At 41.9% G+C, this 25,993-nt stretch carries 24 protein-coding genes; 14 read left to right on the top strand and 10 right to left on the bottom strand.

Annotation, left to right across the window (positions count from 1 at the left end; all coding sequences use genetic code 11):
• Positions 1-44: 44 nt before the first annotated feature.
• The 4 genes from uxuA to FQ608_RS09840 form a co-directional block, all read right to left on the bottom strand.
• A complete protein-coding gene (uxuA, locus tag FQ608_RS09825) occupies positions 45-1,202 on the bottom strand; it encodes a mannonate dehydratase (protein ID WP_158857940.1) in 1,158 nt (385 codons plus the stop codon).
• 239 nt (positions 1,203-1,441) lie between these two features.
• A complete protein-coding gene (locus FQ608_RS09830) occupies positions 1,442-2,863 on the bottom strand; it encodes a Gfo/Idh/MocA family protein (protein WP_158857942.1) in 1,422 nt (473 codons plus the stop codon).
• Positions 2,864-3,237: 374 nt separating this feature from the next.
• A complete protein-coding gene (locus FQ608_RS09835; protein WP_234364154.1) occupies positions 3,238-4,083 on the bottom strand; it encodes a ThuA domain-containing protein in 846 nt (281 codons plus the stop codon).
• Positions 4,084-4,151: 68 nt separating this feature from the next.
• Positions 4,152-5,402: a DUF6807 domain-containing protein gene (locus FQ608_RS09840; RefSeq protein WP_158857944.1), complete on the bottom strand. Its 1,251-nt coding sequence runs from the start codon at positions 5,400-5,402 to the stop codon at positions 4,152-4,154.
• Positions 5,403-5,563: 161 nt separating this feature from the next.
• Here FQ608_RS09840 and FQ608_RS09845 point away from each other — a divergent pair, with 161 nt between their 5' ends.
• The 3 genes from FQ608_RS09845 to FQ608_RS09855 all read left to right on the top strand — a co-directional run bounded on the left by FQ608_RS09845 (position 5,564) and on the right by FQ608_RS09855 (position 9,003).
• Positions 5,564-6,616, top strand: a complete 1,053-nt coding sequence (locus FQ608_RS09845; RefSeq protein WP_158857947.1) for a LacI family DNA-binding transcriptional regulator — start codon at positions 5,564-5,566, stop codon at positions 6,614-6,616.
• A gap of 267 nt (positions 6,617-6,883) precedes the next feature.
• Positions 6,884-7,615, top strand: coding sequence for a DUF4349 domain-containing protein (locus FQ608_RS09850; RefSeq protein WP_158857949.1), 732 nt, complete (start codon positions 6,884-6,886; stop codon positions 7,613-7,615).
• A 65-nt stretch (positions 7,616-7,680) separates the two neighbouring features.
• Positions 7,681-9,003 (top strand): DEAD/DEAH box helicase, encoded by a 1,323-nt coding sequence (locus FQ608_RS09855; protein ID WP_158857951.1) that lies wholly within the window; start codon positions 7,681-7,683, stop codon positions 9,001-9,003.
• Here FQ608_RS09855 and FQ608_RS09860 read toward each other — a convergent pair.
• The 5 genes from FQ608_RS09860 to FQ608_RS09880 form a co-directional block, all read right to left on the bottom strand.
• Positions 9,000-9,413 (bottom strand): type II toxin-antitoxin system VapC family toxin, encoded by a 414-nt coding sequence (locus FQ608_RS09860; protein ID WP_158857953.1) that lies wholly within the window; start codon positions 9,411-9,413, stop codon positions 9,000-9,002. The genes FQ608_RS09855 and FQ608_RS09860 overlap by 4 nt on opposite strands.
• Positions 9,410-9,664 (bottom strand): DUF6364 family protein, encoded by a 255-nt coding sequence (locus FQ608_RS09865; RefSeq protein WP_158857955.1) that lies wholly within the window; start codon positions 9,662-9,664, stop codon positions 9,410-9,412. The genes FQ608_RS09860 and FQ608_RS09865 overlap by 4 nt, the downstream gene beginning before the upstream one ends.
• A gap of 80 nt (positions 9,665-9,744) precedes the next feature.
• On the bottom strand, positions 9,745-12,081 hold the full coding sequence (locus tag FQ608_RS09870) for a PSD1 and planctomycete cytochrome C domain-containing protein (RefSeq protein ID WP_158857957.1): 2,337 nt from the start codon (positions 12,079-12,081) through the stop codon (positions 9,745-9,747).
• A gap of 153 nt (positions 12,082-12,234) precedes the next feature.
• Positions 12,235-13,023 (bottom strand): cupin domain-containing protein, encoded by a 789-nt coding sequence (locus tag FQ608_RS09875; RefSeq protein ID WP_158857959.1) that lies wholly within the window; start codon positions 13,021-13,023, stop codon positions 12,235-12,237.
• Between the two features lie 75 nt (positions 13,024-13,098).
• On the bottom strand, positions 13,099-13,743 hold the full coding sequence (locus FQ608_RS09880) for an ureidoglycolate lyase (RefSeq protein ID WP_158857961.1): 645 nt from the start codon (positions 13,741-13,743) through the stop codon (positions 13,099-13,101).
• Positions 13,744-14,284: 541 nt separating this feature from the next.
• On the opposite strand from FQ608_RS09880, the gene FQ608_RS09885 reads away from it, so the two are divergent.
• The 10 genes from FQ608_RS09885 (at position 14,285) to FQ608_RS09930 (ending at position 24,616) form a co-directional block, all read left to right on the top strand.
• Positions 14,285-14,758 carry an Lrp/AsnC ligand binding domain-containing protein gene (locus FQ608_RS09885; protein WP_158857963.1) on the top strand — a complete coding sequence of 158 codons (474 nt, stop codon included), beginning with the start codon at positions 14,285-14,287 and terminating at the stop codon, positions 14,756-14,758.
• Positions 14,759-15,012: 254 nt separating this feature from the next.
• Complete coding sequence (sufB, locus tag FQ608_RS09890; RefSeq protein WP_158857965.1) at positions 15,013-16,458, top strand: Fe-S cluster assembly protein SufB; 1,446 nt, start codon at positions 15,013-15,015, stop codon at positions 16,456-16,458.
• A gap of 19 nt (positions 16,459-16,477) precedes the next feature.
• Positions 16,478-17,239 carry a Fe-S cluster assembly ATPase SufC gene (gene sufC, locus FQ608_RS09895; RefSeq protein WP_158857967.1) on the top strand — a complete coding sequence of 254 codons (762 nt, stop codon included), beginning with the start codon at positions 16,478-16,480 and terminating at the stop codon, positions 17,237-17,239.
• Positions 17,240-17,271: 32 nt separating this feature from the next.
• Positions 17,272-18,585: a Fe-S cluster assembly protein SufD gene (gene sufD / locus FQ608_RS09900; protein ID WP_158857969.1), complete on the top strand. Its 1,314-nt coding sequence runs from the start codon at positions 17,272-17,274 to the stop codon at positions 18,583-18,585.
• The gene (locus FQ608_RS09905) at positions 18,521-19,810 is read left to right on the top strand and encodes a cysteine desulfurase (protein WP_158857971.1); all 1,290 of its coding nucleotides are present in this window, start codon (positions 18,521-18,523) and stop codon (positions 19,808-19,810) included. Before sufD ends, FQ608_RS09905 begins: the two co-directional genes overlap by 65 nt.
• Positions 19,810-20,244 (top strand): SufE family protein, encoded by a 435-nt coding sequence (locus FQ608_RS09910; protein ID WP_158857973.1) that lies wholly within the window; start codon positions 19,810-19,812, stop codon positions 20,242-20,244. Before FQ608_RS09905 ends, FQ608_RS09910 begins: the two co-directional genes overlap by 1 nt.
• 12 nt (positions 20,245-20,256) lie before the next feature.
• Positions 20,257-20,592, top strand: coding sequence for an iron-sulfur cluster assembly protein (locus FQ608_RS09915; protein WP_158857975.1), 336 nt, complete (start codon positions 20,257-20,259; stop codon positions 20,590-20,592).
• A 25-nt stretch (positions 20,593-20,617) separates the two neighbouring features.
• Positions 20,618-21,037 (top strand): BrxA/BrxB family bacilliredoxin, encoded by a 420-nt coding sequence (locus FQ608_RS09920; protein WP_158857977.1) that lies wholly within the window; start codon positions 20,618-20,620, stop codon positions 21,035-21,037.
• 297 nt (positions 21,038-21,334) lie between these two features.
• Positions 21,335-22,621, top strand: coding sequence for a citrate synthase (locus tag FQ608_RS09925; RefSeq protein ID WP_158857978.1), 1,287 nt, complete (start codon positions 21,335-21,337; stop codon positions 22,619-22,621).
• 249 nt (positions 22,622-22,870) lie between these two features.
• A complete protein-coding gene (locus FQ608_RS09930) occupies positions 22,871-24,616 on the top strand; it encodes a DEAD/DEAH box helicase (RefSeq protein WP_158857980.1) in 1,746 nt (581 codons plus the stop codon).
• A 63-nt stretch (positions 24,617-24,679) separates the two neighbouring features.
• Here FQ608_RS09930 and FQ608_RS09935 read toward each other — a convergent pair whose 3' ends face one another.
• Positions 24,680-25,156, bottom strand: coding sequence for a GAF domain-containing protein (locus FQ608_RS09935; RefSeq protein ID WP_158857982.1), 477 nt, complete (start codon positions 25,154-25,156; stop codon positions 24,680-24,682).
• Positions 25,157-25,268: 112 nt separating this feature from the next.
• On the opposite strand from FQ608_RS09935, the gene FQ608_RS09940 reads away from it, so the two are divergent.
• Positions 25,269-25,976: an RsmE family RNA methyltransferase gene (locus tag FQ608_RS09940; RefSeq protein ID WP_158857984.1), complete on the top strand. Its 708-nt coding sequence runs from the start codon at positions 25,269-25,271 to the stop codon at positions 25,974-25,976.
• Positions 25,977-25,993 lie beyond the last annotated feature (17 nt).

Raw genomic sequence — 25,993 nt, forward strand, 5'->3', positions numbered from 1 at the left:
GAAACGTTCAGAAAACTGAGAAATAGTCCAAAATTTAATTTTTCTTATAATGCATCCAATGCCGCCATCAGTCCCCTCAATTCCGCCAATCCCTTTAATCTCCCAATTGCGGAGTAGCCTGGGTTGGAGGTTTTCTTCAAGTCGTCCAACATCTGATGACCATGGTCGGGGCGAAATGGGATAGGCTCTTTTCTGGATTTATTGAGTGAAAGAAGCCGTTGCATGACAGCTACCATGTCCACATCTCCGTCAAGGTGGTCAGCTTCATAAAAATTCCCAAGGCGGTCTTTCTTCACATTCCTCAAATGAACAAAGTGAACCCGATCACCAATACGGTCTAAGATAGTTGGAAGGTCATTAAAGGCCCCTGCTCCCAATGATCCTGTGCAAAAGCAGATGCCATTAAATTCCTGTGGTACTGCCTCAGTCAAAAACACAAGATCCTCCTCGTTGGATACAATTCGAGGCAACCCCAAAATGGCATAAGGAGGGTCATCGGGGTGCATGGTCATGATGATTCCTTCCTCTTCACAGACCTGTCGAATACTTTCCATAAAATACATCCAATTTTCTCTAAGACCATTCTTACCGATAGTAGCATACAACGCTATGCTCTCCCGCAGTTGCTCCAGAGAAATCCCTTTTTCCGTAGGCACCCCCATGAGCACAATATCCGTCAATTCCTGAAGGCGTTCAGCAGACATTTCAAACTGCCGCTTATCCACCTGCGCTAAGATCTCTGGGTCATAAAAAGATTCAGCACCTTCACGTTGCAGCACCTTTAGGTCAAACACAGCAATGTCTACCCAATCAAAATAAAGTGCCTTTGCGCCATTAGCCAACGGATAGGCCAAGTTGCTTCGCGTCCAGTCCAGCACAGGCATAAAATTATAACAGACCTTTTTCAAGCCGCAAGCTGCGAGGTTGCGAAGTGAAGTCCGGTAATTCTCCAAGAAATGTTCGGCGTTCTTATCTTTCGTCTTAATGGATTCATGTACAGGCACGCTTTCCACAATAAGCCATTCCAGACCAGCTGCTTCGATAACCGCTTTCCGCCCTCTGATTTTCTCGATCGGCCAGATTTCCCCATGGGGAATATGGTGCAGGGCGGATACCACTGCGGTGGCTCCAGCCTGACGGATATCTGATAGAGTTACAGGATCATTAGGCCCAAACCAGCGCCAACTTTGTATTAATGACATGAAAAATAAATATTTTGAGGATAAGAAATATTCAACGTAAATAATTGATCACATAATTGTGATATTTCACCGATTCCCTGTGCAGACTATGATAGGGATATCGGATATGTACTTCTTCTACTCACCAGTAATCGTAGAAGAATAAAGCTAAAAAGCCATACTCCGTGTTTCTTCAATTCCTGAAAAGATCAGTATCAAAATTAGTACGGAACATGGCTTATTCCACCTGAGTGAAAGGATTAGATCACATAATCTACTCCATATGGAAACCTTTGAGGTCTTGAAAGCATCGCATTTGCTTCGTCGTCATTTTTGAAGCGTTCTCTTATGGGATCCCAGTATAACTTGCGTGGGATTTTCATAGCAATATGGGAAAGCAGACAAGCACTGTTGGACCGCTGGGCAACTTCTGCCGGGGTAATGGTTTGCTGCCGGCTGACGATACAGTCCAGCCAGTTTTTATGATGTTCCGAACTTTCGTAGAGGTGGATTTCATCAGGCCCTATTACGGAAGTCAAGATTTTCGGATCACTTGCTTTGAACGCTTCACTGGCCTTGCTGCCGGCAACCGGATCTGAAGCTGTTACGCCCACATTTCCTCGAGCAACAAAAATCCAGCCATCCGTCCCTTCAAATCTAACCCCGTTGGGGTAGGCACCGCTAACCAGCATGGTGGCACCATTGGCATATTTGGCGGTTACTTCAAAGTCACCATGGACAGTCCAAAGGCCTTCTGTGGGAAAAGAAGCGGTAGCTTCCAATTCAATGGGCCCGGTATACTCCGTACCCATGCCCCAGTGGGCTATATCCAAGTGATGCGCTCCCCATCCGGTAATCATTCCTGCTCCAAACTGCTCACATCGAAGCCACCCCGGCCGATCATTCAAATTAGTTTGAGAGTGAACTCTGTCTAGCGTATATGGAACCATCGGAGTAGACCCCAACCACATGTCGTAATTTAAGTTAGCAGGCACTGGCATTTCCGTAGGATTACCTCCTGCCGGATCTCCCGGTAGGCCTACCAAAATACGCTTTACCTCACCTATTCTACCATTCCGTACCAATTCACAGGCACGTTTGAACTGTGGCCAAGGAGATACGGAGCGCTGCTGGCTTCCAATTTGGAAAATGGCACCAGTCCGGTGAATGGTATCACTCATCGTCCTACCCTCCGCAATGGTAAGCGATGTAGGCTTTTGCATGTAAATATCCTTTCCTGCCAAGGCTGCTTCCATCGCGGGTTGGGCATGCCAATGGTCAGGAGTACTTATGATGACTGCATCAATATCCTTCTGCAACAACATTTCCTTGTAGTCATCATATACTTTGACTTCGACGTAATTGGGCTTATTGTATTTGTCAGCATATTGCTTTTCTATCCACTCCTTACCCATTTGGGCCCTTTTGCTGTCCACATCCGCTACAGCTATTACCCTGGCAATGTCATTTTTCATTGTCTCGGGAAGATCGTGTGTCATTCCTATTCGGCCGAAGCCTATCTGTCCGATATTGATCTTATTACTTGGCGCATTTTTCCCCAATACAGACGCGGGCACAATAGTGGGAAATCCTGTTATAGCCAAAGAGGCTGCTAAAGCTCCTTTGGTGCTGGATTTCATGAAATTCCTGCGGCTTAGTTTGTCGGTACCTTCTTTTTTCATCTGTTTATTTTTTGTTTTTTAATGGTCAGATGGAATCTCGCTATGATAATCATCCCACTGTGTGACGTTTTCGTCATGCTCGATTTCATGTGTCTATAATTGTTTTTCAGCGGTCACATGGAATCTGTTTATAATTTTCTTTTAATGGTCAGATGGAATCTTCGCATGGATGATAATCATCCCAGTGTGTGACGTACTCGTCATGCTCGATTTCATGTGTTTATAATTTGTTTTTTTGGGGTCATAACTTGCCCCGGTTTATCGGGATGGAATCTCGCAACGATAATTATCTCTCTATGTGAAATTTTCGTCATGCTCGATTTCATCGAATCTTCGTTAGGTTATTTATATGGTCAATGATAATTTTTATCTTTTTAATTTATAAATGCTTTTAGCGGAGTATTCCTATCCGTCGCATATGCTTGATTAAAGTCCCTTCCTTTTACTTGGGATGCAACAAACCTCATTCCTTGAAGCATATGGTTGACAAAGGTGGGATCTTCATAGTCTTTAATATGGTGCCCTAGAGCACTAACCCATACTACACCTCCATCAAAATCCTGATGCCAGACCGCCGGGTAATACCTTGCAAAGGGCGCTGAAAGCTCACGGACCTTTTCTTCCTGATCCTTATTCAGTGACTCCAAGTCATGGGCCATAATTACCTTAATTCCGGGATATAATTCCTTCATAAGATAGCATTCATCCTCCTTCTCCCATACATTTGGCATTCCCTCCATCGAAGGATGCGAATGGTCCAGTTTATTTACTTTTAGGTTTTGAAATTTGGGGTGCCACACAAACCGCCCGCCGATCATCATCTTAAACCATTCCCAGTTTCTTTCCGTCCCGACAACGGAATGTATACCTACCAGACCACCGCCAGCTTGGATATACCTCCGAAAAGCCAACCTTTGTTCATCCGTGTCAAATACGTCGTTGTTCGTGCTGGTAAAAACCATAAAATCAATATCCTTTAGCTTGTCTTCAGCAAAGATGCCTGGATCGTCAGAAACCTCCACCGAAAATCCATGTAGGACACCTAAACGCTCAACACTTTCCACTGCAAAGGGAATGTTATCATGTACAAATCCTTCCCCATTTTTGGTATAAACCAATACTTTTAAACCACTTAAGTGGTCGTCTGCCGCCAAACCTATAGAGGTAACAAAGCAGCCGAGAAAAAATACCATTACTAATTTTTTGAATGTTGTGCGCATTTTGAGTTTGTCGTTTTTAACTTGAATTATCCAGTCAATATAAAAGATATTTTTTCTTCGTTCAAGATTTAATCCAGAACGATTTTTATTTTGGGAGGATAGGCAAAATTCTGCCAGGCACTTTCTGCTTCCTCAGCTGTCAATTTTTTGCTGGAAACCAAAAACCTGTAGTTAAGCACATAATTTTTACCCGGCTCAATATTCCAGTCCTTGTTTTTAGTGGGTGCAAAGTTGGCGTACATATCGCCCCTGTCATACTGGTTTTCCGGCCAAATCCGCAAAGGTTCGGGATGGTTGTAGTTGGTTGGAGAGGACATCATCACCACTGAGGCGTAATCATCATCTATGTCTCCCTGTACAATACACCAAGTCGCCAAGCTACCGTCAGCCTCTACCCTATTTTTCCCCTCTGATGTAATTACTTCACTGTTATATCTGTCCCACTTCTCCGTGGTCCTCCAGCCTAGACTTCCATAGCGGTATTCCTTAAGCAGTACAGGATCATCGGTAGCAGTGTTGAGAGAAATTGAAATATCAGCCAAGTAAATTCCATTTTCTTCCGGAGTGGCAAAGATGTTAGTCCCCTGTGTTTCCACCATGGCTACTTTTGGAGTCACATTCCCTTTAAGAACGACATGTTCGTGCAATACCTTATAGCCTGCGAAAACCGGACCTTGAATTTTTTCCTGTGTATTTGCATACCTTACAGTACCCTGCCTTTCTTTTAAGTTCCAAAAATCAATCGTTTGTCCCTCAAACTCCGCACTGGTCCAGGGATTCCAAAGGCCATAATGGTGATAATGGTCGGGCGGTTGAATTCGGGTAAGTGCTTTGCCGGTAGGCGACCACATTGGATGTACAAATCCACTTCTGGCATATGCGGAATCCACACCTGCGGGAGGATAAGCTACCGCATGGTTATACTGCCAAAGATCTTTGCCTTCCCTTCGAATATAGATTGCGGCATCATCCATGGCAATTGCCAGAAAGGATAAATTGCTTGAGCTTGGGCTTTTATGGACTTCAAAAACACGTTTGTTACCTTGGGTTCCCGTAGAAGAAACCATCCAGTAAAGCTTTCTGCCACGTTGGTTATAAATCTGATAAGGGATTGATCTGGCTTGCCCCTGAACAACTTCCATTAGCTGAATGGAGGAATCAGCCAAATGGGTAATTTGATCCAAATCCACACTTACGGGAAATGCGAATTTTGGGGATTCTTTTAATTCAATTTCTAATGTCGCCAATCGCTGCCCCCAGGCAGAAGTTCCGGACTGCAGTGCGATGAACAACAAGAAAATAAAAAACGTATGCTTCATAGTTTTTGGGCTATTGAATAGTATTTTCGGGATATATTGTCGTAAACATATATATATATTCGGTCGGATACAATGGAAATCAAAAAAAATATGCAATCGGTTTCATTTTTTAAATCCTTTTTTTACCTTACCCGTTAAAACCTTGGCATGAAGGCTATTCGATGAAGAAAGAAATTACAATTTATGATATTGCGGAAAGTATAGGATTTTCACCCACAACGGTGAGTAGGGCGTTGAGCAACCATCCGCGGGTCAAAGAAAACACCAAAATTAAAATCTTTGAGGCTGCCGCTAAACTCGGGTATCAATCCAATATATTTGCCTCCAACCTTCGCAGAAAACACACTTTTAACATCGGTGTCATTGTTCCACGACTCAATAGCCCCTTTCAATCCTCCGCGCTGGCAGGTATGGAAAAGGTCGCCAGCCAAGCAGGATACAACCTGATTATCAGTCAATCACTTGAATCCCTTACTAAAGAAATCGCCAATACCAAAACAATGTTCAACAGTAGGGTCGATGGATTATTGGTGTCATTAGCTGCGGATACGGAAGCTATTGATCATTTTGAACCGTTTTTTAAAAAAGAAATTCCAGTCATCTTTTTTGACAGGGTTCCTGAACAAAACTATGGAATGGGCGTGGTAATTGACAATGAAAAAGCAGCATTCGAAGCGACTGCGCACCTAATTGAACAAGGGTGCAAAAACATTGCCCACGCCTTGGGCAATTTGAAGATTAATGTATATGCGGACAGGTTAAAAGGATACCAACGAGCCTTGGAATCAGTTGGAATCAGACACGTTCCGCAAAATGTAATTCTGACGGATTTGAGTGAGGAGGCAGGGGAGAAAATTGTAAGCCAACTCATGGAAATGAAACCACGTCCGGATGGCTTATTGGTATCGAATGACAGTTGTGCCGCTAGCTGCCTTGTAGCGCTGAAAAAGCGGGGAATTATGGTTCCTGAAGAAATCGCACTGGTTGGATTTAATAATGACGTCATTTCCCGTATGGTAGAACCGAATCTAACGACAGTGAGTTATCCGGGATTTCAAATTGGAGAAGTAGCTATGGAAAAACTCATCCAAAAACTTGTAGCAAATGAGTCTGGAATAAGGCAGGAGAAAGAACTTATTATCTTGCCCTTTAATTTGTTGATTCGCGCTTCTACCCTGCGTACTGTTAGTTCTAATAAAACAGGAAAACTATAATGGTATCTCTTTTTTCTAGTTCACTAGGTGTTAATCGAAATTATTTTCTGAAATATAGATCCAAGACAATTACTAACCAATAACAGTACAACTAATTTCTTAGCTAAAGAGCGGGACTATATCAGTAAAACGTAAAAATATTTCTATATTAGGTGCTTATTTCTTTCCAAAATGGTAAACTCCGATAAATATCATAGAACTCTTTTTTTTATAGCATTGAGTCTGGTTTATTTAGGTTCCTGCGGTCAAAACAGCGAATTCCGTGACTTGGGCCAGATAAGTGAACTCGAAGAGATGGTTATGACTCCAGCTTCAAAAATTGCACCGAGCAAGGAGGATCCAGTCTCACAAGTAGAAGATCTTCGAAAAATAATTAAGGATGGAAATATAAGGTTTGAAACCACTGATGCTAGGGAAACAAAAATTCGCTTACTCGAACTAGTTGCTGCACATGAAGGATATATTTCCAAAGACTATGCAAATACATTTGGGGATATTACAGAATACACCATTACAGTTCGTATTCCTGCTACTGGGTTTGATCAAATTGTTGAGAAAATCACAGCTTTAGCCAAAAGAATAGAAAGCCAACATGTTAATTCCCTGGATGTTACAGAAGAGTTTATCGACATAAATTCAAGGATAAATACTAAAAAGTCGTTGGAAAACAGGTATAAAGAGCTTTTGCAACAATCCACTACGGTGGAGGAAATTTTAAAAATTGAAAAAGAAATAGGAAGTTTAAGATCAGAAATAGAATCCATTGAGGGACGGCTGAATTATTTGCAAAATCAGACTTCGATGAGTACGCTTGTGGTTGAGTTTCATGAAAAATCAGCTTCTTCTAGATTTGGACCCTCTATTGGAGGAGCCTTAAGAAACGGATGGAACAATTTGCTGAGCTTCTTATTGTGGCTTTTGAATATTTGGCCCTTCATAATTATCGCCGTAATAACAACCATAGCCACTTTACGGATTCGTAAGAGAAAGAGTAAGTAGGTGTTGAATTCCAACTACTCATTCATTATCGACAATCTTCGGTGGATTGTTGCTACCTTTGCACCATGTCCGAATCACCCTTCAATTATTCCGATTATTTACAAACTTTAGGCCTGGAAGCATTTAATGAAATGCAACAGGAGTTTTTTGGCAAAGCTTCCGGTTCAGACCAACTAATATTGCTAGCCCCTACCGGCTCAGGCAAGACGCTGGCCTACCTGCTTCCATTAATACAAATGTTGGACCTTAATAAGTCTGTCGTTCAAGCGCTGGTGATCGTTCCTTCCAGAGAGTTGGCGTTACAGATCGAACAGGTGTTCAAATCCCTTAAGACCTCTTTCAAAGTCACAACTTGCTATGGGGGGCATTCCATGAAAACTGAACAAAATGCCCTGCTAGATGCCCCTGCGGTTATCATTGCTACACCCGGACGCCTGTCCGAGCACGTAGACAACGGATCTTTTGACCCAAGCACTGTTCGGTTGGTTGTATTGGATGAATTTGACAAATCCTTGCAGTTTGGTTTTCATGAGCAGCTAAAGGTTATCTTTGAAAAACTTCCCGGTGATCAACGGCACTTCCTTACCTCAGCCACTCAACTTTCTAGATTACCGGAATTTCTACCCTTTAGATCTGTGGTCGAGGTAGATTATCTAAAAGATGCGCAGGATTCAAAATTGAAGTTGAACATAGTAAGAACTACCTCTGTTGAAAAAGTTGAAACGTTGATGCGCTTGATCGCAGGCTTTGGTCATGAGGTATGCCTAGTCTTCTGCAACCACCGGGATGCTGTGGATAGGATTAGTGCTTTGCTATCCAGCAATCATTTTGAGCACGCGGTATTGCATGGAGGCATGGAGCAAATTGATCGGGAAAAAAATCTCATCAAATTCCGTAATGGAACGCACCATGTCCTGATTGCGACTGATTTGGCTTCAAGGGGGTTGGATATACCTGAAATCAAACATGTGGTACATTACCAATTACCTCCTAAAGAGGATGCCTTTATTCACCGAAACGGCAGAACAGCCCGCATGCATGCTTCTGGACAAAGTTATTTAGTTCAGGCCAATGATGAGGAGTTACCAGAATACATTCGTGGTCCCATTGTTGAACTCGAACTACCTGAGGAAATCACCCTCCCGGAACCATCGCCATGGGCCTGTCTTTACATCAGTGCCGGCAAAAAGGATAAAATCGGCCGGGGGGATGTGGTCGGCATGTTGACTAAAAAGGGAGGCTTAATTCCAGAACAGATTGGGTTGATCACTATAATGGATACGGCTACTTATGTGGCGATAGATCGGAAACAAATGCCCATTCTTTTGGAAAAAGTAAGCCAAGAGCGCATCAAAAAGGTGAAAGTGAGAATGGCGGAGGCCAATTAGAAAAACTTCCTTATAAACTGCCGGCTGTCCATCACGGGAATCACCGAATAGAAAAAATCTGATGCATTCTCTGTAATTATAAGCTGACAACCTTCCTGAATGGCGGAATAATACTCCATGCCATACTCGAAATCTATTACACGCTTATCATTAATGGCTTGGGTGACCACTCCATGATCCACTTTGGCAATTCCTATCTTTGTACTCAAAAGCTGCATTTTCCATTTCGCAGCTTTCGAACCGCTTTTTTTTTCAGAAAAATGAAATGAGATCGCCAAACATATGGGTGACGTAAACAACTGATAGGAAGGCCGATCTGCCAAACTCAAGATCCTAGAAGTATAGTTGAAATTTGGATATTCTTGATTGAGCACGGAAATCAAGATATTTGCATCCAGAAACAGTTTCATTTCTTGGATTCAAAATACTCATTTTTCAATGATTTTCGGGAAGATGTCTTTTTGTATTCGGCAGGCCCCTCTGCAACTATATTGACCCAGTCAGAAATTGGCAATTCATCCAGAGACTTATAGTCACCAGATGTGATCTGAGCATATAAAAATTCTGTAAGTCTGGACAAACTTATTTGCTGGGAAGCGGCGAACTCTTTGGCCTTTTCGATGACCTGTCTGTCGAAGGAAAGTGTGATTTTGGCGTCCATATTTCGCCTGATTTACATTATACGACAAAGTTAAAATTTCCTTACGTATAAGCATAATGATAATCCATAATTTGTGACTATCAGGTCTTTGTAGTCGCTTCTTCCAAATTGTATAAAGCCACAATTACCTGCATCAATGCTGCGGTAGTCTCTGGCGATTTTCCTTTGATTTTCCCATACTTGCCTATAGATAGTAAATTGTCTACCGCTTCCCTGTCATCTTCGAACCTTTTCAATTCCTCGGTGTAAAGTTCCTCTAACAATTCCTGTTCGTCCTTTTTAGGAGTTCTTCCCAATATCCTTACAAAAGCTTCCGAAATGGCATCTTCTGATCTTTCAAAATCAGCATCCAAATTGGCTGCCATTACCCTTGAAGCTTCCAGCACCATAGGGTCGTTGAGAAGGGCGAGGGCTTGCAAAGGGGTATTGGTTCGCTGCCTTTTTACTTGGCAGATATCCCGGTTACTCCCGTCAAAAATCAACAATGCCGGAGGTGGTAAAGTTAACTTGATGAATGTGTACATGCCCCTCCTATATAACTTGTCCCCTGAATCGGTCCTGTACACAGCCAATTCTCCCCTTCCGGATGAGGACGCTTCCCAAAGCCCATCTGGTTGATACGGCTTGACACTGGGTCCTCCGATCTCAGGAACCAATAATCCACTACTTGCTAACACAAAGTCACGGATATGTTCGGCGTTGAGTCGAAGCCTGGGGAACCGACTAAGGAATATATTCTCCGGATCCCTTTCAAAATTGGAAGGATTGACTACTGCTGACTGCATATACGCGGCCGATCCCATTATTTTCTTAATCAAGTATTGAATATCCCACCCATTCTCTTGGAAATCAACCGCCAGCCAATCCAGCAGTTCAGGATGTGTCGGTAGATCTCCCTGCATACCAAAGTCACCGGTAGAAGCCACCAAGCCCACACCGAAAATCTCCTGCCAGATTAAGTTTACGAAAACTCTGGCTGTCAGCGGATTTTCATCCGAGAAAGTCCATTGGGCAAGTCCAAGTCTGTTTTGCGGATATTGACTTCCAAAGCTCAATATTGCCTCCGGGGTGCGTGGTTGGACTCTTTGATCAGTAGGTGCGTCATAAACGCCTCTATCCAATATATAGGTATTTCTCAGGGTATCCTTAAAATCCTCCATGACAGACACATAAATCCGACTGGTATCTTGCACGTTGACGAAGCTTAGGATGCCGTCCACATCCTCTTTGTCAATGGTCATGAGGGGAGTTTTGGAGCGTATGGCAGACCCTGCACCGCCTTCAAATCCTTTTTCCGGTGTATTGTTGAAAAAGGCAAAAAGGCTAAAATAATCTTCCTGTGAAATGGGATCATATTTGTGATCGTGGCACTGGGCACATTCTGCTGTCACACCCAAAATTGCTTTGGTGAAGGTATTGGTTTTATCCAGCACATATTCGATGCGGTATTCCTCATCAATTACACCTTCTTCTTCGGTATATTTGTGGTTTCGGTTAAATCCAGTTGCCAAAATATGCTCTTTGGTAGCACCATCCATAAGGTCTCCAGCCAGTTGCCAAGTGATAAACTGGTCATAGGGCATGTTTTTGTTAAAAGCATGGATAACCCAATCCCTGTAGGGCCACTGAGTCCTGTAATTATCGTTTTGGTAGCCAAATGAGTCTGAATATCGGGATATATCCATCCATAACCCGGCCATTCGCTCTCCATAAGCTTTATGTTTCAGCAGCCTGTCAATCAATTTTTCCGTGGAATCCGCCGATGTGTCATCCAAAAAAAGTCGAAGGTCTTCCGGAGATGGTGGAAGTCCGGTAATATCCAAGCTAATCCGTTTTAACAAAAAAGCTTTGTCCGCCGCCTCATTTGGTTGGAGCCCCCTATCACTCATGGCTTTCCATAGGAACCTGTCAATTTCGTTTTTGGACCAAGGATCATTGGTGTCTAGGGGAACCTCTGCTTTTAAGGGCTTGGTAAATGCCCAATGAGGTTCGTAAACAGCCCCTTGCTTTACCCATCTTTCAAGAGTTTCCTTCTGTTCCTCGGTTAGAATTAGGTTCGATTCCATTGGAGGCATCTTTTCACTTGGGTCAGAAGTGTAGATCCGCTTGACCAACTCTGATTCTCCCGGTTTTCCGGGAATCACGGCATGAAGACCCAAGTTATCCTTCAATGCGGCGTAGGCTCCCTCGGGGGTGTCCAACCGTAGTCCAGCTTCCCGTTTGTTGGCATCAGGACCATGGCAGGCAAAACAGTTATCCGAAAGTATGGGGCGAATATGAAAATTAAAACTTACCTGGTCAGGAACTGATTCAACATCAGACAAACTAGATTTTGAATCACAGGAAACCACCCAAAGTGATGCAGCTATAACTCCAATGCTCCATATCAACTTAATTTTATCTGAAAAATTATGCATAGTTATCAATAGATAGGATTAATTATTATGGGCCATTTTTAGTTATTAAAAGGAAATTTAATGCAAATAACCGTCAATAACAACGTATTATATCATTGTTTGATGAACTAAGCTAATTTTGTTTTAATTGGTTGATGAAATGATTTATCATGATCAATCCAGTGGCGTAAATCTTATTGCATAGTATTCACAGGTACCTTTTCCCGAATTTCGAATTCCGTGCGGATCCATGGAAGCCAGAAAAATAAGCGAACCCGGCCCAAGTATGTAGGGTGTCCCATTGATCATTTCTTCTACTTCGCCCTCTAGAATCAGAATAATTTCCTCATCCAGATGGGTATGCGGATCGTGGCTTTTTTCTCCTTCGTTGAGGGTTGTAATATGCATTTCCAACTCCTTCAGAGTTGAGGAGGGAGCTTGTCGGATGCTTCTTCGACCTCCTTTGGCGTTTTCTTTAAATTCCATGGCATGATAACCAAATAGTTCGACTGGGTTATTATTCTCAGATATTTGCGCTGAAAGTTTACGTTGCTCGGGTTTCCATTGAATCAGGAAATAAGTTACCTCAGGCCCCATCTCGCTGGAAAACTTAACATTTTTTCCCTGAGGTATAAGGACAACACTTCGTTCTTCCATCACATTTTTGAAATTCTCTCCCTCAATGCCCAGTTTACCTTGCTTTATGATTATAAGCTTTTCAGAAGTGGGATCTAGATCCTCATCTGTAATTGCGGAATTACTGGATATAGTTTTCAGGGATACTTGGAAAGAACTGAAAAACAATGTACTCCAGTCAACATACCCCTTTTTCGCTCCAGGAGAAATGGATTGGGAGGGAATCATTTTGTATTCAAAAACACTGGAGGGAAGCGGCTCTTTTTGGGCCAGAACTAAACCATGAATCAATAACAGGAAGCCGGTTAAGAAGAACTTTTGGGTCATCGGTAATATTTATTTTAAGTAAAACAAAATGAAAGAAACCTATTGCTGAGTTGGCTTTTTTTAAAACATCAGTTTTTAAATAAGTGGAATTCGCAAGAATACCCCAAACTCCTTTGGAAAATCAACGCTTACACGGGCATGTACGGCACCCTGTTCATCATAAAAAGTAGCGCTGTTGGTCAATGGAATAATCGCTTCATGCCATACATTCGGATGAATATAGAGTCCCATACCACCTTCTATCCTAAAAGCCTTAAAGTCCTTCGGAGTAACATCATCACCGGGCAATGCCAGTGCTGTGATAAAGGACTCGCCGTAGGGTGGGAAAAACAACTGCCCCCCATCCGGATGGTAATTGGCATGCCACAACAAAACCTGTTCGGGTATATCAGTTGAGTGCATCGATGCTAATTCCGGGGCTTTACTCCAGCCAAATACATATTCCGAGTTTACTGCGTGGTTCTTACCTTTGAAAAAATCCCCCTCCCAATAAAATTCAAAATCACCGGATACCGTACCCGCCTCGTCACCTGTGCCCTCATCCACCTCTCTCCTGCCGGGTGCAGGCCAACGGACAATTTCTATCGGATAAGAAAGGTATTCCGATTTACTAACTAATTTCCCAAAACCTTCAAGTGTGTTTTCATTTCCTGGAATTACTGGCACATCAAAAAATCCAGTTTTTGGCGGAATTTTGGGATTTAGGTAATCGATTTTCATGAGGGAGTCCATTAGGGCAGTGTATAACTATTGGTTCATAAATGTAAAAAATTTAAAATAAAAATGAATTTTAGTTTTGGTTATATATTGCATTGCAAACCAAAATGAAGCCGTAATGGCAAAAATAAAGATTACTTGGAGGTAAAAAACCCATCATATCCCTTCTCTTGTTTCCCAGAACACTTTATGTCCATCACAAGACAATTATAGGCTGCCATTGTCATTGAATCAAGCCTGGCTCGCGGGAACCACAACTGACTTTACGGTAGAGGAACCGTGTTAACAAAGAAATTGCGCAAGCAAAAGTGACGATAATTTTCAAATCAAAAATAAAATAAAATTTCTATTTATGCCTCTTATGTGATAATTAATTATTCAAATAACACCATAGGAAATATTTTTTAGTTACATTTATCATTTAGTTAAAATTAAAGATACTAAATAGAATTTTAGGGATAGAAAAAAAAGATGGCGTTTTTTTTGACAAATCAATAATTTAAGCACATCTTTATTTTCAAACCGATAAGTCGCTTACAAAAAAATGGATAAAATTTTAGATATTGACAATGTAGACCTCAAGATCATCTCGTTACTAAACGAAGATGCTAAGACTCCTTACACTGAAATTGCCAAAAAGGTTTTTGTATCTTCTGGAACTGTTCATGTAAGGATGCGGAAATTGGAAGATATGGGGATTGTCAAAAGTGCCACACTTAATATCGACTTTTCCAAATTAGGCTATGATATTTCTGCATTTTTAGGGATTTATCTTGAAAAAAGCTCCTTATACGACACAGTGATTGAGCGTCTCAAAGAAATAGCAGAAGTGATCAATGCCTATTATACGACAGGTAACTACAGTATATTCGCAAAAATCATCTGTAAAGACACCAACCACCTAAGGGATGTCCTGAATAAAATCCAGCAGGTAGAGGGAATTGACAGAACTGAAACCCTTATAGTGTTGGAGGAGAGTATTAACCGCCCCATTCAGTTATTCGAAAATGGAAAGTAACCTTAAAATCAAGTTATTTAGATTAAATCTAAATAAATAATTTTTTGTATTTTTTCATTTTCACATTAAACTATACCAACATTGTTTACGGGTGAAGTATTTTCTTATTAATTTTTTATATTCCTGATAGCAAGGAACTTGGACTCTAAATCTGGTCCAATTTCAGGGTTTTATGTCTCCAACTGAACAATATAATTTAGATATTCGTTGTATATTTGTGTTGTTGAATATAATTAGTCTAAATAACTCCGAATATGTCCAAAGACAATGAAATTTTAGAGGAATTTACCTCAAAAGAATATGAACACGGCTGGTCCGTGGAATATGAAGCTGATGAGGCTCCTCTAGGTTTAAATGAGGGAATAATCCGTTGGATTTCCGCAAAAAAAGATGAACCTCAGTGGTTGCTGGATTGGAGACTCAAAGCGTACAAAACTTGGGAGAATATGGTGGAGCCTGAATGGGCAAATATTCACTATCCTAAAATTGACCTTCAAAGCACCAGATATTATTCTGCTCCAAAGCAGACTAAAAAAACTGACTCCCTGGATGAAATTGATCCCGAATTATTAAAAATTTATGACCGTTTAGGGATTTCTTTAAATGAACAGAAGCGACTTCAGGGCATTGCTGTTGATGCTGTGTTGGATTCAGTGTCTGTTGGTACTACTTTCAAAGATACGCTCTCCAAACATGGAATTATATTTTGTTCATTTAGCGAGGCAGTAAAAGAATATCCTGAACTTATAAAAAAATATCTGGGGTCTGTAGTTCCCATCACAGATAATTATTATGCAGCCTTAAATTCCGCTGTATTCTCTGACGGTTCTTTCTGCTACATCCCAAAAGGAGTAAGGTGTCCCATGGAATTGTCGACCTATTTCCGGATAAACGCAGCCAATACAGGTCAGTTTGAACGCACATTGATCGTAGCTGAGGAGGGCTCATATGTTTCTTATCTAGAGGGATGTACAGCGCCACAACGGGATGAGAACCAACTCCACGCCGCTGTAGTAGAAATATATGCAGCAAAAAATGCAGAAGTGAAATATTCCACAGTCCAAAACTGGTATCCCGGCGACAAAAACGGTAAGGGTGGAATTTATAACTTTGTAACTAAAAGAGGCATATGTGCCGGAGATTATTCAAAAATCTCCTGGACCCAAGTGGAAACCGGATCGGCAATTACTTGGAAATATCCTTCCTGTATCCTAAAGGGAGACTACAGCATAGGCGAATTTTATTCTGTAGCAGTCACCAACAACTATCAGCAAGCGGACACAGGAACTAAGATGATACATATCGGGAAAAACACCCGGTCCAGAATTGTCTCTAAAGGAATATCTGCGGGCCATTCCCACAATTCCTACCGTGGTCAAGTTCAGGTAATGAAAAGAGCGACGAACGCCCGGAATTTCTCCCAGTGCGACTCTTTGTTGATGGGGTCTACCTGCGGAGCGCATACCTTTCCCTATATCGATATTTCAAACTCGAGCGCCCAGGTAGAACATGAAGCCACTACTTCCAAAATCGGAGAGGACCAGATTTTCTATTGCAATCAGCGGGGAATTGCCACCGAGGACGCAGTCGCACTTATCGTCAACGGATATGCAAAGGAAGTGCTCAATCAGCTTCCCATGGAATTTGCGGTTGAAGCTCAAAAATTATTAGCTCTTACCTTGGAGGGAAGTGTAGGATAATACCATAATCAAACCAATAATGCTTAGTATAAAAAATTTACACGCCTCCATAGAAGGCACACCTATATTACAGGGAATAAATCTTGAAGTAAAGGCTGGGGAAATTCACGCCATCATGGGACCAAACGGTTCCGGTAAATCTACTCTGGCATCTGTATTGGCCGGAAGAGAAGAATATGAAGTGACTGAAGGAGAAGTATTTTTCAAAGGCAAAAACCTGCTTGAACTAAGCCCTGAAGACAGGGCCCGGGAAGGTGTTTTTCTAGCATTTCAATATCCGATAGAAATACCCGGCGTAAGTTCAACAAATTTCCTGCGCACGGCGGTGAATCAGGTGAGAGAGTATCGAGGCCAAGAACCTTTGGACGCGGTGAAATTTCTTTCATTAATGAAAGAAAAAATGAAATTGGTTGAGATAGATCAAAAGCTTTTAAGCAGATCTCTCAATGAGGGGTTTTCCGGCGGAGAGAAAAAAAGAAACGAAATATTCCAAATGGCGATTTTGGAACCGACACTGGCTATCTTGGACGAAACAGACTCCGGTCTGGACATTGACGCTCTAAAAGTCGTTTCAAATGGAGTAAATCAACTGAAATCGAAGGATAATGCCACCATAGTGGTAACCCACTATCAGCGACTGTTGGATTATATCGTCCCGGATTTCGTCCATGTGTTGTATCAGGGAAGGATCGTCAAATCGGGGACTAAAGAATTGGCCTTGGAATTGGAGGAAAAAGGTTATGATTGGATCAAAGAAGAAGTTGCCGGACACACTGTCTGATGCAACAATTTAAAACTTTAGAACCAACATTCATGACTACAACAACAAAACATTCGGATTCATTAACATCTACCCTACTGGAAGCATACAAGGATATCCAATTTACGCTTGCTGCTTCATCTCTGCGGAATGAGGGTAGAGACTTGCTTCAGCGTATTGGACTCCCCGCCAACAAGGAGGAAGAGTACAAGTTTACACCCATATCTAAGAAGATTGAAGGAACAATAACCCGGTTTTCCCATGCTATTCCATCGGAGAACGTGGATCAAAAGACTGTGGATGAAAACCTGATACCAGGATTGGATTGCCATCTTCTGGTTTTTAATAACGGTAAATTGGAAAGAAATCTTTCCAATTTCGATACTTCTGTTCTCTCCCTAATATCTTTTGCCGACTTACTTGAAGGAAAGATGGAGGAGCAGGTAGGAAAAATAGCCAAAGCGAATAAAGACCCCTTCGTAGCCTTGAATCAGGTGGCTTTTCAGGAAGGAACTTGGTTGGAGGTTGCTGCCAAGACGGTTTTGGAAAAACCAGTATATATCCTGCAGCTAATACAGGCTACACAAGAAGGTGAAACCGTACACCCAAGATCTTACATTCAGGTAGGAAAGAATGCTAAAGTTACCTTTATCGAAAACGTGGTCAGTTTGGATGATTCTCCTTATTTCCTCAACGGAGTTACTGAAATCAATGTAGGAGAAAATTCCCAAGTGGATTTTTACCGGGTGCAGGATGAAAGCAAAGCGGCTTTGGAAGTAAACAATACTGAGATTAATGTGCCCAGAGATGCGACATTTAATTCTGCGGTAATTTCTCTACAAGGTAAGATGATCAGGAATAACCTTAGCATCAACTTATTGGATTCCAATTCTCTCGGGAACATGTACGGCATTTATATGCTCAATGGACAAACACATGTGGATAACCATACCAACGTGGACCATACCATGCCCCATGCAGAATCCAACGAACTCTACAAGGGCATCCTTGCCGACCACTCAAGAGGAGTCTTTAATGGCAAAATATTTGTCAGACAGGATGCGCAGAAAACAAATGCATTTCAACAGAACAACAATATTCTGTTGTCGGAAGATGCGGTGGTAAATACCAAGCCGCAGTTGGAAATTTGGGCGGATGATGTCAAATGTTCCCACGGGTGCACCACAGGTCAGCTGGACGAGGAAGCCTTATTTTATCTTCGATCACGGGGAATTTCAAAAGAAAACAGCCGGGGAATGCTGTTGTATGCCTTTGCGGGAGAAGTATTAGAAAAAATAAACAATGAAAACTTCAGAGATTATTGCATCGGACTTATTCAGCAGCGACTTGGCACCCACTACGCCTAAGGGGAAATATTTTTCTGTTGATGAAATAAGGGAATTATTCCCAATTCTTCATCAAGAAGTAAATGGTAGCCCACTTGTCTATTTGGACAACGCAGCTACTACCCAAAAGCCGCTGGCAGTCATAGAGGCACTAACGGCCTACTATGAACTGGACAACGCAAATATCCACCGCGGTGCGCATACGTTGGCCGCAAGGGCTACTGAATATTATGAAAAAACCAGGGTATCCGTTAAAGAATTCATTAATGCGCCGAGTGAGGAGCAAGTAATTTTCACGAAAGGAACGACTGAAAGCATCAATTTGGTTGCTTCCACCTATGGGAGGGAATTTATAGGCAAAGGTGATGAAATTATAATCTCCACCATGGAGCACCACTCCAACATAGTCCCTTGGCAAATGCTTTGCCAGGCAACAGGAGCTGTGCTCAAAGTGATTCCCATCACTGACGCCGGTGAAATCATTATGGAGGAGTTTGAGAAGATGCTCTCCACTAAAACCAAGTTTGTGTCAGTCGTACATGTCTCCAACGCATTGGGCACGGTAAATCCAGTTAAGGAAATAATTGACAAAGCACATGCTGTTGGTGCGAAGGTGCTTGTGGATGGCGCTCAGTCTACATCCCATTTGAGCGTAGATGTACAATCGCTGGATTGCGATTTTCTGGCCTTTTCGGCCCATAAATTATATGGACCGACTGGACTTGGAGTTCTCTATGGGAAAAGAGATCTCTTGGAAGCCATGCCTCCCTATCAGGGTGGCGGGGAAATGATAAAGGAAGTGGATTTTGCGGGAACAACATATAACGATATCCCCTTTAAATTTGAGGCCGGCACACCCAACATCGCAGATGTAATAGCTTTTCAAAAAGCATTGGAGTTTTTCCAAATCATCGGACGTGAAAACATTCATTCCCATGAGCAGGAATTGCTTACTTATGCAACAGATAAACTATCGACAATAAACGGATTTATTCCCGTAGGCACCGCAAAGGAAAAAGTAAGTGTGTTGAGTTTTCTGATCAATGGCATGCATCCGTTTGATGTGGGTATGATGCTCGACGCCGGAGGCATAGCTGTCCGAACAGGACATCATTGCACCCAGCCGCTTATGAAGAGATTTGGCATTGAAGGAACCGTGAGAGCATCATTCTCTGTTTACAATACGAAAAATGAAATCGACACGCTCTATCAATGGGTTAGTCGTATAGCGAAAAGAAAAAATTGATGTCTGATATAAATACCGTCCAAGATGAAATAATAGAAGAGTTCGGCATTCTTGGGAATGACAGGGAGTCTACCATTTTTTATATCATGGAACTTGGTGACAGACTTGATCCGTTTCCGGAAATTGAACGGACAGAGGATAACATTATAAAGGGATGTCAATCCAAAGTATGGTTAGTAACGCAGGAAGAAGGAGACAAGGTTGTTTTTCTGGCAGATTCGAACACAGATATTACAAAGGGGCTGATTAGTCTTTTGATTCGGGTGTTGTCAGGAAGGAGTCCTGATGAAATAATTTCCAGCGATCTGTATTTCATCGATAAAATAGGCATGGGCAGTATTATTGGCTCCCAACGCTCGAATGGATTAACAGCCATGATCAAACAGATGAAACGCTTTGCAATTGCCTATCAGGCCAAATCCAATGCCTCATAATTAAATAGAACCATGGAAACCTCAACGACAAAAATAGAAGAAATTGCCGAACTGAAGCAAAAAGTGGTCAATGCGATAAAAATGGTATTCGACCCCGAAATACCAGTGGACGTGTATGAATTGGGATTGATATATGAAATCACTGTGTTTCCAGTCAACAATGTGTATGTCCTGATGACCTTGACTTCTCCAAATTGTCCCTCGGCAGAGGCTATCCCCTCCGAAGTCAAGGAACGCATAAAAGAAATAGAAGGGATTAACAACGTGGAGGTGGAACTTACCTTTGATCCACCGTATTCACAGGACATGATGTCCGAAGTAGCTCAGTTAGAATTAGGTTTTTTATAAATAACACCCCTAATAAAAATAGAATATGTATCCAGAAGAATTAATTGCACCTATGCGTGCCGAATTGACAGACGTGGGATTTAAGGAATTCAGATCTGCTGACGATGTAGACAGCCACTTGAAGTCACACAAGGGAACTACCTTAATTGTGGTGAACTCTGTTTGTGGATGTGCAGCCGGTGCAGCTAGACCAGGCATTAAATATGCGCTTGACGCAGCAGCAAAGAAACCCGACGTTTTGGCAACTGTGTTTGCTGGCAATGACCGCGACGCTGTTGCGAAAGTACGCGAATATGTCTTACCCTACCCTCCTTCCTCTCCTGCCATGGCCCTATTTAAAGACGGTGACTTAGTTCATTTTATAGAAAGACACCATATAGAAGGGAGAAATGCGAAAATGATCGGAGATCATTTGGTAGAAGTGTTCGAACATTTCTGTAATTAAAAGGCCCATTATAGGGCCTTTTTTATGCAAGCGAAAACTCAAAACATCAATTATTTTAATATAAATTAAAATTTTGTTTTTCATAATTAAAATAATGAGAAATCATATTTTTGAAAATATTATAAGGTAAATTAGAAGTACCATAGTATAATAAAGTATTTCATACTTTCGATATGCAGTTGTCCTACATCCTGAAAATGTAAGATTTAAGGAATATATGACGCATATTTAGTACCTTAATGGCAAAATTAGAATCAAATTACGCACAACAGTCCAAAATAGATTAATTTAAAAAATATGTCTGAAATAGCGAAGTTATCCTATCAGGGAAATGAATATGAACTGCCTGTAACCAAAGGAACCGAAAATGAAGAGGCCATAGATATTAGCAAATTGCGGGGACAGTCCGGTTTAATTACTCTTGATCCTGGATTTAAGAACACGGGGTCTACCAAAAGTGCCATTACTTTTTTGGATGGGGAAGAAGGAATTTTGCGATACAGGGGTTATAATATAGAGGATTTGGCCGAAAAATCTACTTTTTTGGAAGTTTCCTATTTATTAATTTACGGAGAACTCCCTACAGAAGCAGAATACAAAAAATTTACCAAGAAAATAACAAAGCACACCTTAGTCCACGAGGATATAAAAAAGATATTGGACGGATTTCCTTCCGTAGCGCATCCTATGGGTGTTTTATCATCCCTTATTTGTTCATTAACTGCCTTTTATCCAAACTCCCTCGATCCAAATAATTCGAAGGAAGAGATAAATTTGAGTATTGTCCGTCTATTGGCCAAATTGCCAACATTTGCTGCTTGGGCGTTTAAAAATAAAGTAGGACATCCCGTTAATTACCCGGATAACGGTTTGGACTATTGCAGCAACTTCCTTAAAATGATGTTTGCCCTTCCGGCCGAAAAATTCGAACCGGATCCCGTCATTTCAAAGGCTCTGGACAAACTGCTTATCTTACACGCTGATCACGAACAAAATTGTTCCACGTCTACTGTGCGAGTTGTGGGTTCTTCACAGGCAAGCATTTATGCCTCCATTTCCGCTGGTGTCAATGCCCTCTGGGGACCGCTTCATGGCGGCGCAAACCAATCCGTAATAGAAATGCTGGAAGCCATAAAGGACGATGGTGGAGACAGTAAGAAATGGTTGGATAAGGCGAAGGACAAAAATGATCCCTTCCGCTTGATGGGTTTTGGACACCGTGTATATAAAAACTTCGATCCCCGTGCCAAAATTATCAAAAAAGCAGCGGATGAAGTACTCGAGAAATTGGGTATTGATGATCCCATATTGGATATCGCCAAAGAATTAGAGATGGCGGCACTTCAAGATCCGTATTTTGTAGAAAGGAAATTATATCCAAACGTAGATTTCTACTCAGGAATCATTTATAGGGCATTAGGCATACCGACTGATATGTTTACAGTAATGTTTGCCCTTGGCAGACTTCCAGGCTGGATCGCTCAGTGGAAGGAAATGCGTGAAAACAACGAGCCGATTGGCAGACCCCGACAAGTCTATGTCGGAGCTACCGAAAGGTCTTATGTACCTATGGATAACAGATAATGAATAATTTTGATGGGGGGTTGTTGCTATAACGACCTCCCTCTTCAAATCAGAACTATTGAGCAGTATTTTTAAAATTTTTTCACTATTGTTTTATTTCCGGGTAAATATTTTGCTTATTAAAAAATAATACCTACCTTTGCAGCATAATTAAATAATCACATTTTTCTCGATTGCCGTGGGTTTCCTTACTGTTGCTAGTTAGTGGGATTTAGGATACCGTGGCGCAGAGAAGTAAGGAAACATTTCATGGAAAACGAATTATTATTCTCAGACCTTGGGATTTCTGAAGAAATCTTAAGTGCAGTGGAAGATATGGGTTACACCCAACCTTCCCCAATTCAAACTCAAACCATCCCGTTATTGCTTGAAGGCAATGACGTCATTGGTCAGGCCCAAACTGGTACTGGTAAAACAGCCGCTTTTGGAATTCCTATCATTGACTTGGTAGACACGAGCATCAACAAACCTCAAGCAATCATTTTATGCCCTACCCGCGAACTTGCGGTACAGGTAGAAGGCGAGATTGTAAAGCTTTCTAAGTACAAGAAGAGATTGGCCTCGACGTGTATTTACGGAGGTGACCCCATTGACCGACAAATTAAAGCCTTGAGAAAAGGTGTTCAAATTGTGGTTGGCACGCCCGGAAGGGTGATGGATCACCTTGACAGGGGCACGTTGGATTTAAGCAACGTAAGCATGATCGTATTGGATGAAGCTGACGAAATGCTGGACATGGGTTTCAGGGAGGACATTGAAACCATCTTGAAATCTATGCCGGAAGAAAGACAGACTGTCTTTTTCTCCGCCACCATGCCCAAGCCTATCTTGGATCTGACCAGAAAATACCAAACCGACCCTAAAATCGTCAAGGTATTGCGTAAGGAACTTACGGTAGAAAATATCACACAGGTATATTATGAGGTGAAGACTCCTCTGAAAATGGATTTGGTCACTAGATTGATCAACGTCCATCAGTTTACGTTGAGCCTTATTTTCTGTAATACTAAAAGAGCTACTGACCAGGTAACGGAAGAGTTAATCGCCCGTGGCATTCAGGCGGAAGCATTGCATGGTGACTTATCGCAGGCCCAACGGACCAAGGTAATGAACAAGTTCAGAAAAGGACATTGCTCCGTATTGGTAGCTACCGATGTGGCGGCAAGAGGAATAGATGTAGACAACGTGGAAGCGGTGTTTAACTATGATTTGCCCTTGGATGAGGAAAACTACGTACACCGGATCGGAAGAACAGGCCGTGCTGGTAAATTCGGAACTGCCATCAATTTTGTAACAGGAAGAAGAGATTTGGGCAAGATCCGTGATCTTGAAAAATTCATCAAAACCAGCATCAACAAATTATCCCCTCCTTCCTCCGCTGATTTGTTGGAAATGAAGCAGGACCAACTGGTGAAGGATGTGACCCGAAAAGTTTCCCAAGAAGATGATAACACCATCTTTGAAGCTACTATTGGTAAAATGCTTGCGGATGGATTGACTTTGGAGCAAGTAGCTATGGGTCTTATCAAATTGCAAATGGGTCCCGCAGTGAAGGAGCTCAATGAACTTAACTTCGATTTGGACATGGGAAGACCTGGTGGTCGGGACGAAGGAAGAAGAAGAGAAGGCAGAGACTTCCGTTCAGAGCGTGGTAGCTATGACAGAGGTGGAGACCGGGGAGGTTCTGACCGAAGAGGTGGGAAATCTGATCGAGGTGCTAGACCACGTAAGGATGGCAAAGACAGCGCAAAAGACGCCAATATGGCCCGCCTGTTTTTAAACTTGGGTAAAAAGGATCATATTCGACCAAATGACATCGTTGGTGCCATTGCAGGTGAAACTGGTGTATCAGGTAGAAGCATTGGTGGAATAGATATCTTTGAAAACTTCTCTTTCGTAGATGTTCCGAAGAAAGATGTGAATCATGTCATCAGTGTGATGAACACCAACACAATTAAAGGCAAAGCCGTAAATTTCGAGATTTCGAAAGGTTAATTTCAATATATTAAAAAGGCACTATCTTTGCAGATAGTGCCTTTTTTTGTTTAAGGTATCCCGTCAGGCACCGTTTATTATTTTTCCGGTAATGGCCTGCCCTATCTCAACCAATTGGGCGATTTCCAAGTCTGAAAATTCATAAGGTTCTTTTTTAGCTATACCCAATGTACCATATAATTTGTTCTCCCGCAGTAACGGGATAGTTATGGCTCCCTCGACTTGGGTGTCTTTGGCTCCTGGGCGAACTACACCGGAGGCATCGGTTTGAAGGTTGCAGACTTGCACAGGTTCTTTACGTTCTGCGGCAATTCCAGCCATTCCTTTCCCAATCGGAATCTCTGACATCTTGGGTAACAGGAATTCCGGAACGCCCACCTGCGCCTTCAGATGAAGCATTTCTGTACCCTCATCCAATATATGTAATGTTCCCGTGGTACATGCGAAGTAGTCAAGAGTTTGTTGCAGCCAACTACTCCATGCATATCCTTCTTCCTTTTGAATTGCTATCACTAGCTTGTCGGGAGTTGTTTCTTTCATATTAGTATCATTTTTTTTTGTGTTTCGCAATTTTCCCAAAGATATCAATTTCCCGAAATAGGTGGGTAATTATGGGCATTATCCTTATCTTCGTCCTACAACTCTCTGAAGAATGCAGGTTTTTTATCAAGAAGAAATCAAAGGAACCGAACTGGTGTTGGATCCAGATGAATCCAGGCACCTCACCAAGGTTTTACGAAAGCCTGTGGGAGATATTGTACTCTTTACAAACGGAAAAGGATCCCTATTTAGTTGTAGGATCGAAGACAATGATCCAAAAAAAGCAAAGTTGGTCGTAGTCAGTCAGGAATTTGTTCCTAAACCAACCTACCATATACACTTGGCCATTTCTCCCACCAAAAATGCAGACCGCATGGAGTGGATGATGGAGAAGATTACGGAGATTGGCGTGGATGAGGTAACGTTCATCCAATCTGAAAACTCGGAAAGGACTCAAATTAACCTGGACCGTCTCAAAAAAAAATCAATCAATGCCTGTAAACAAAGTTGTCAGGCGTGGGTGCCTGATATTAATGACATACGCGGTTTTGGGGAATTTTTGGCAGATAAAACATGGAGTACCTATAACCGTTTCATTTGCTATGTGGATGAAACGATTCCCAGCCATCTGATACAGCTTGCTAAAAAAGATCAGTCCTATTTGATTTTGGTAGGACCCGAGGGAGATTTTTCCCCAAGTGAAATCAAGGAAGCAGTCAAAAACGGTTTTGCACCCTGCTCCTTGGGAAAGAATCGGCTAAGGACCGAAACCGCTGGGCTGGCCGTGATACACGCCCTTCAACTTTTAAATATCGAATAAGATCTTCACATCTACCT

This window comes from Lunatibacter salilacus, assembly GCF_009797935.1.
In the GTDB taxonomy this organism is placed as follows: Bacteria; Bacteroidota; Bacteroidia; order Cytophagales; family Cyclobacteriaceae; genus Lunatibacter; species Lunatibacter salilacus.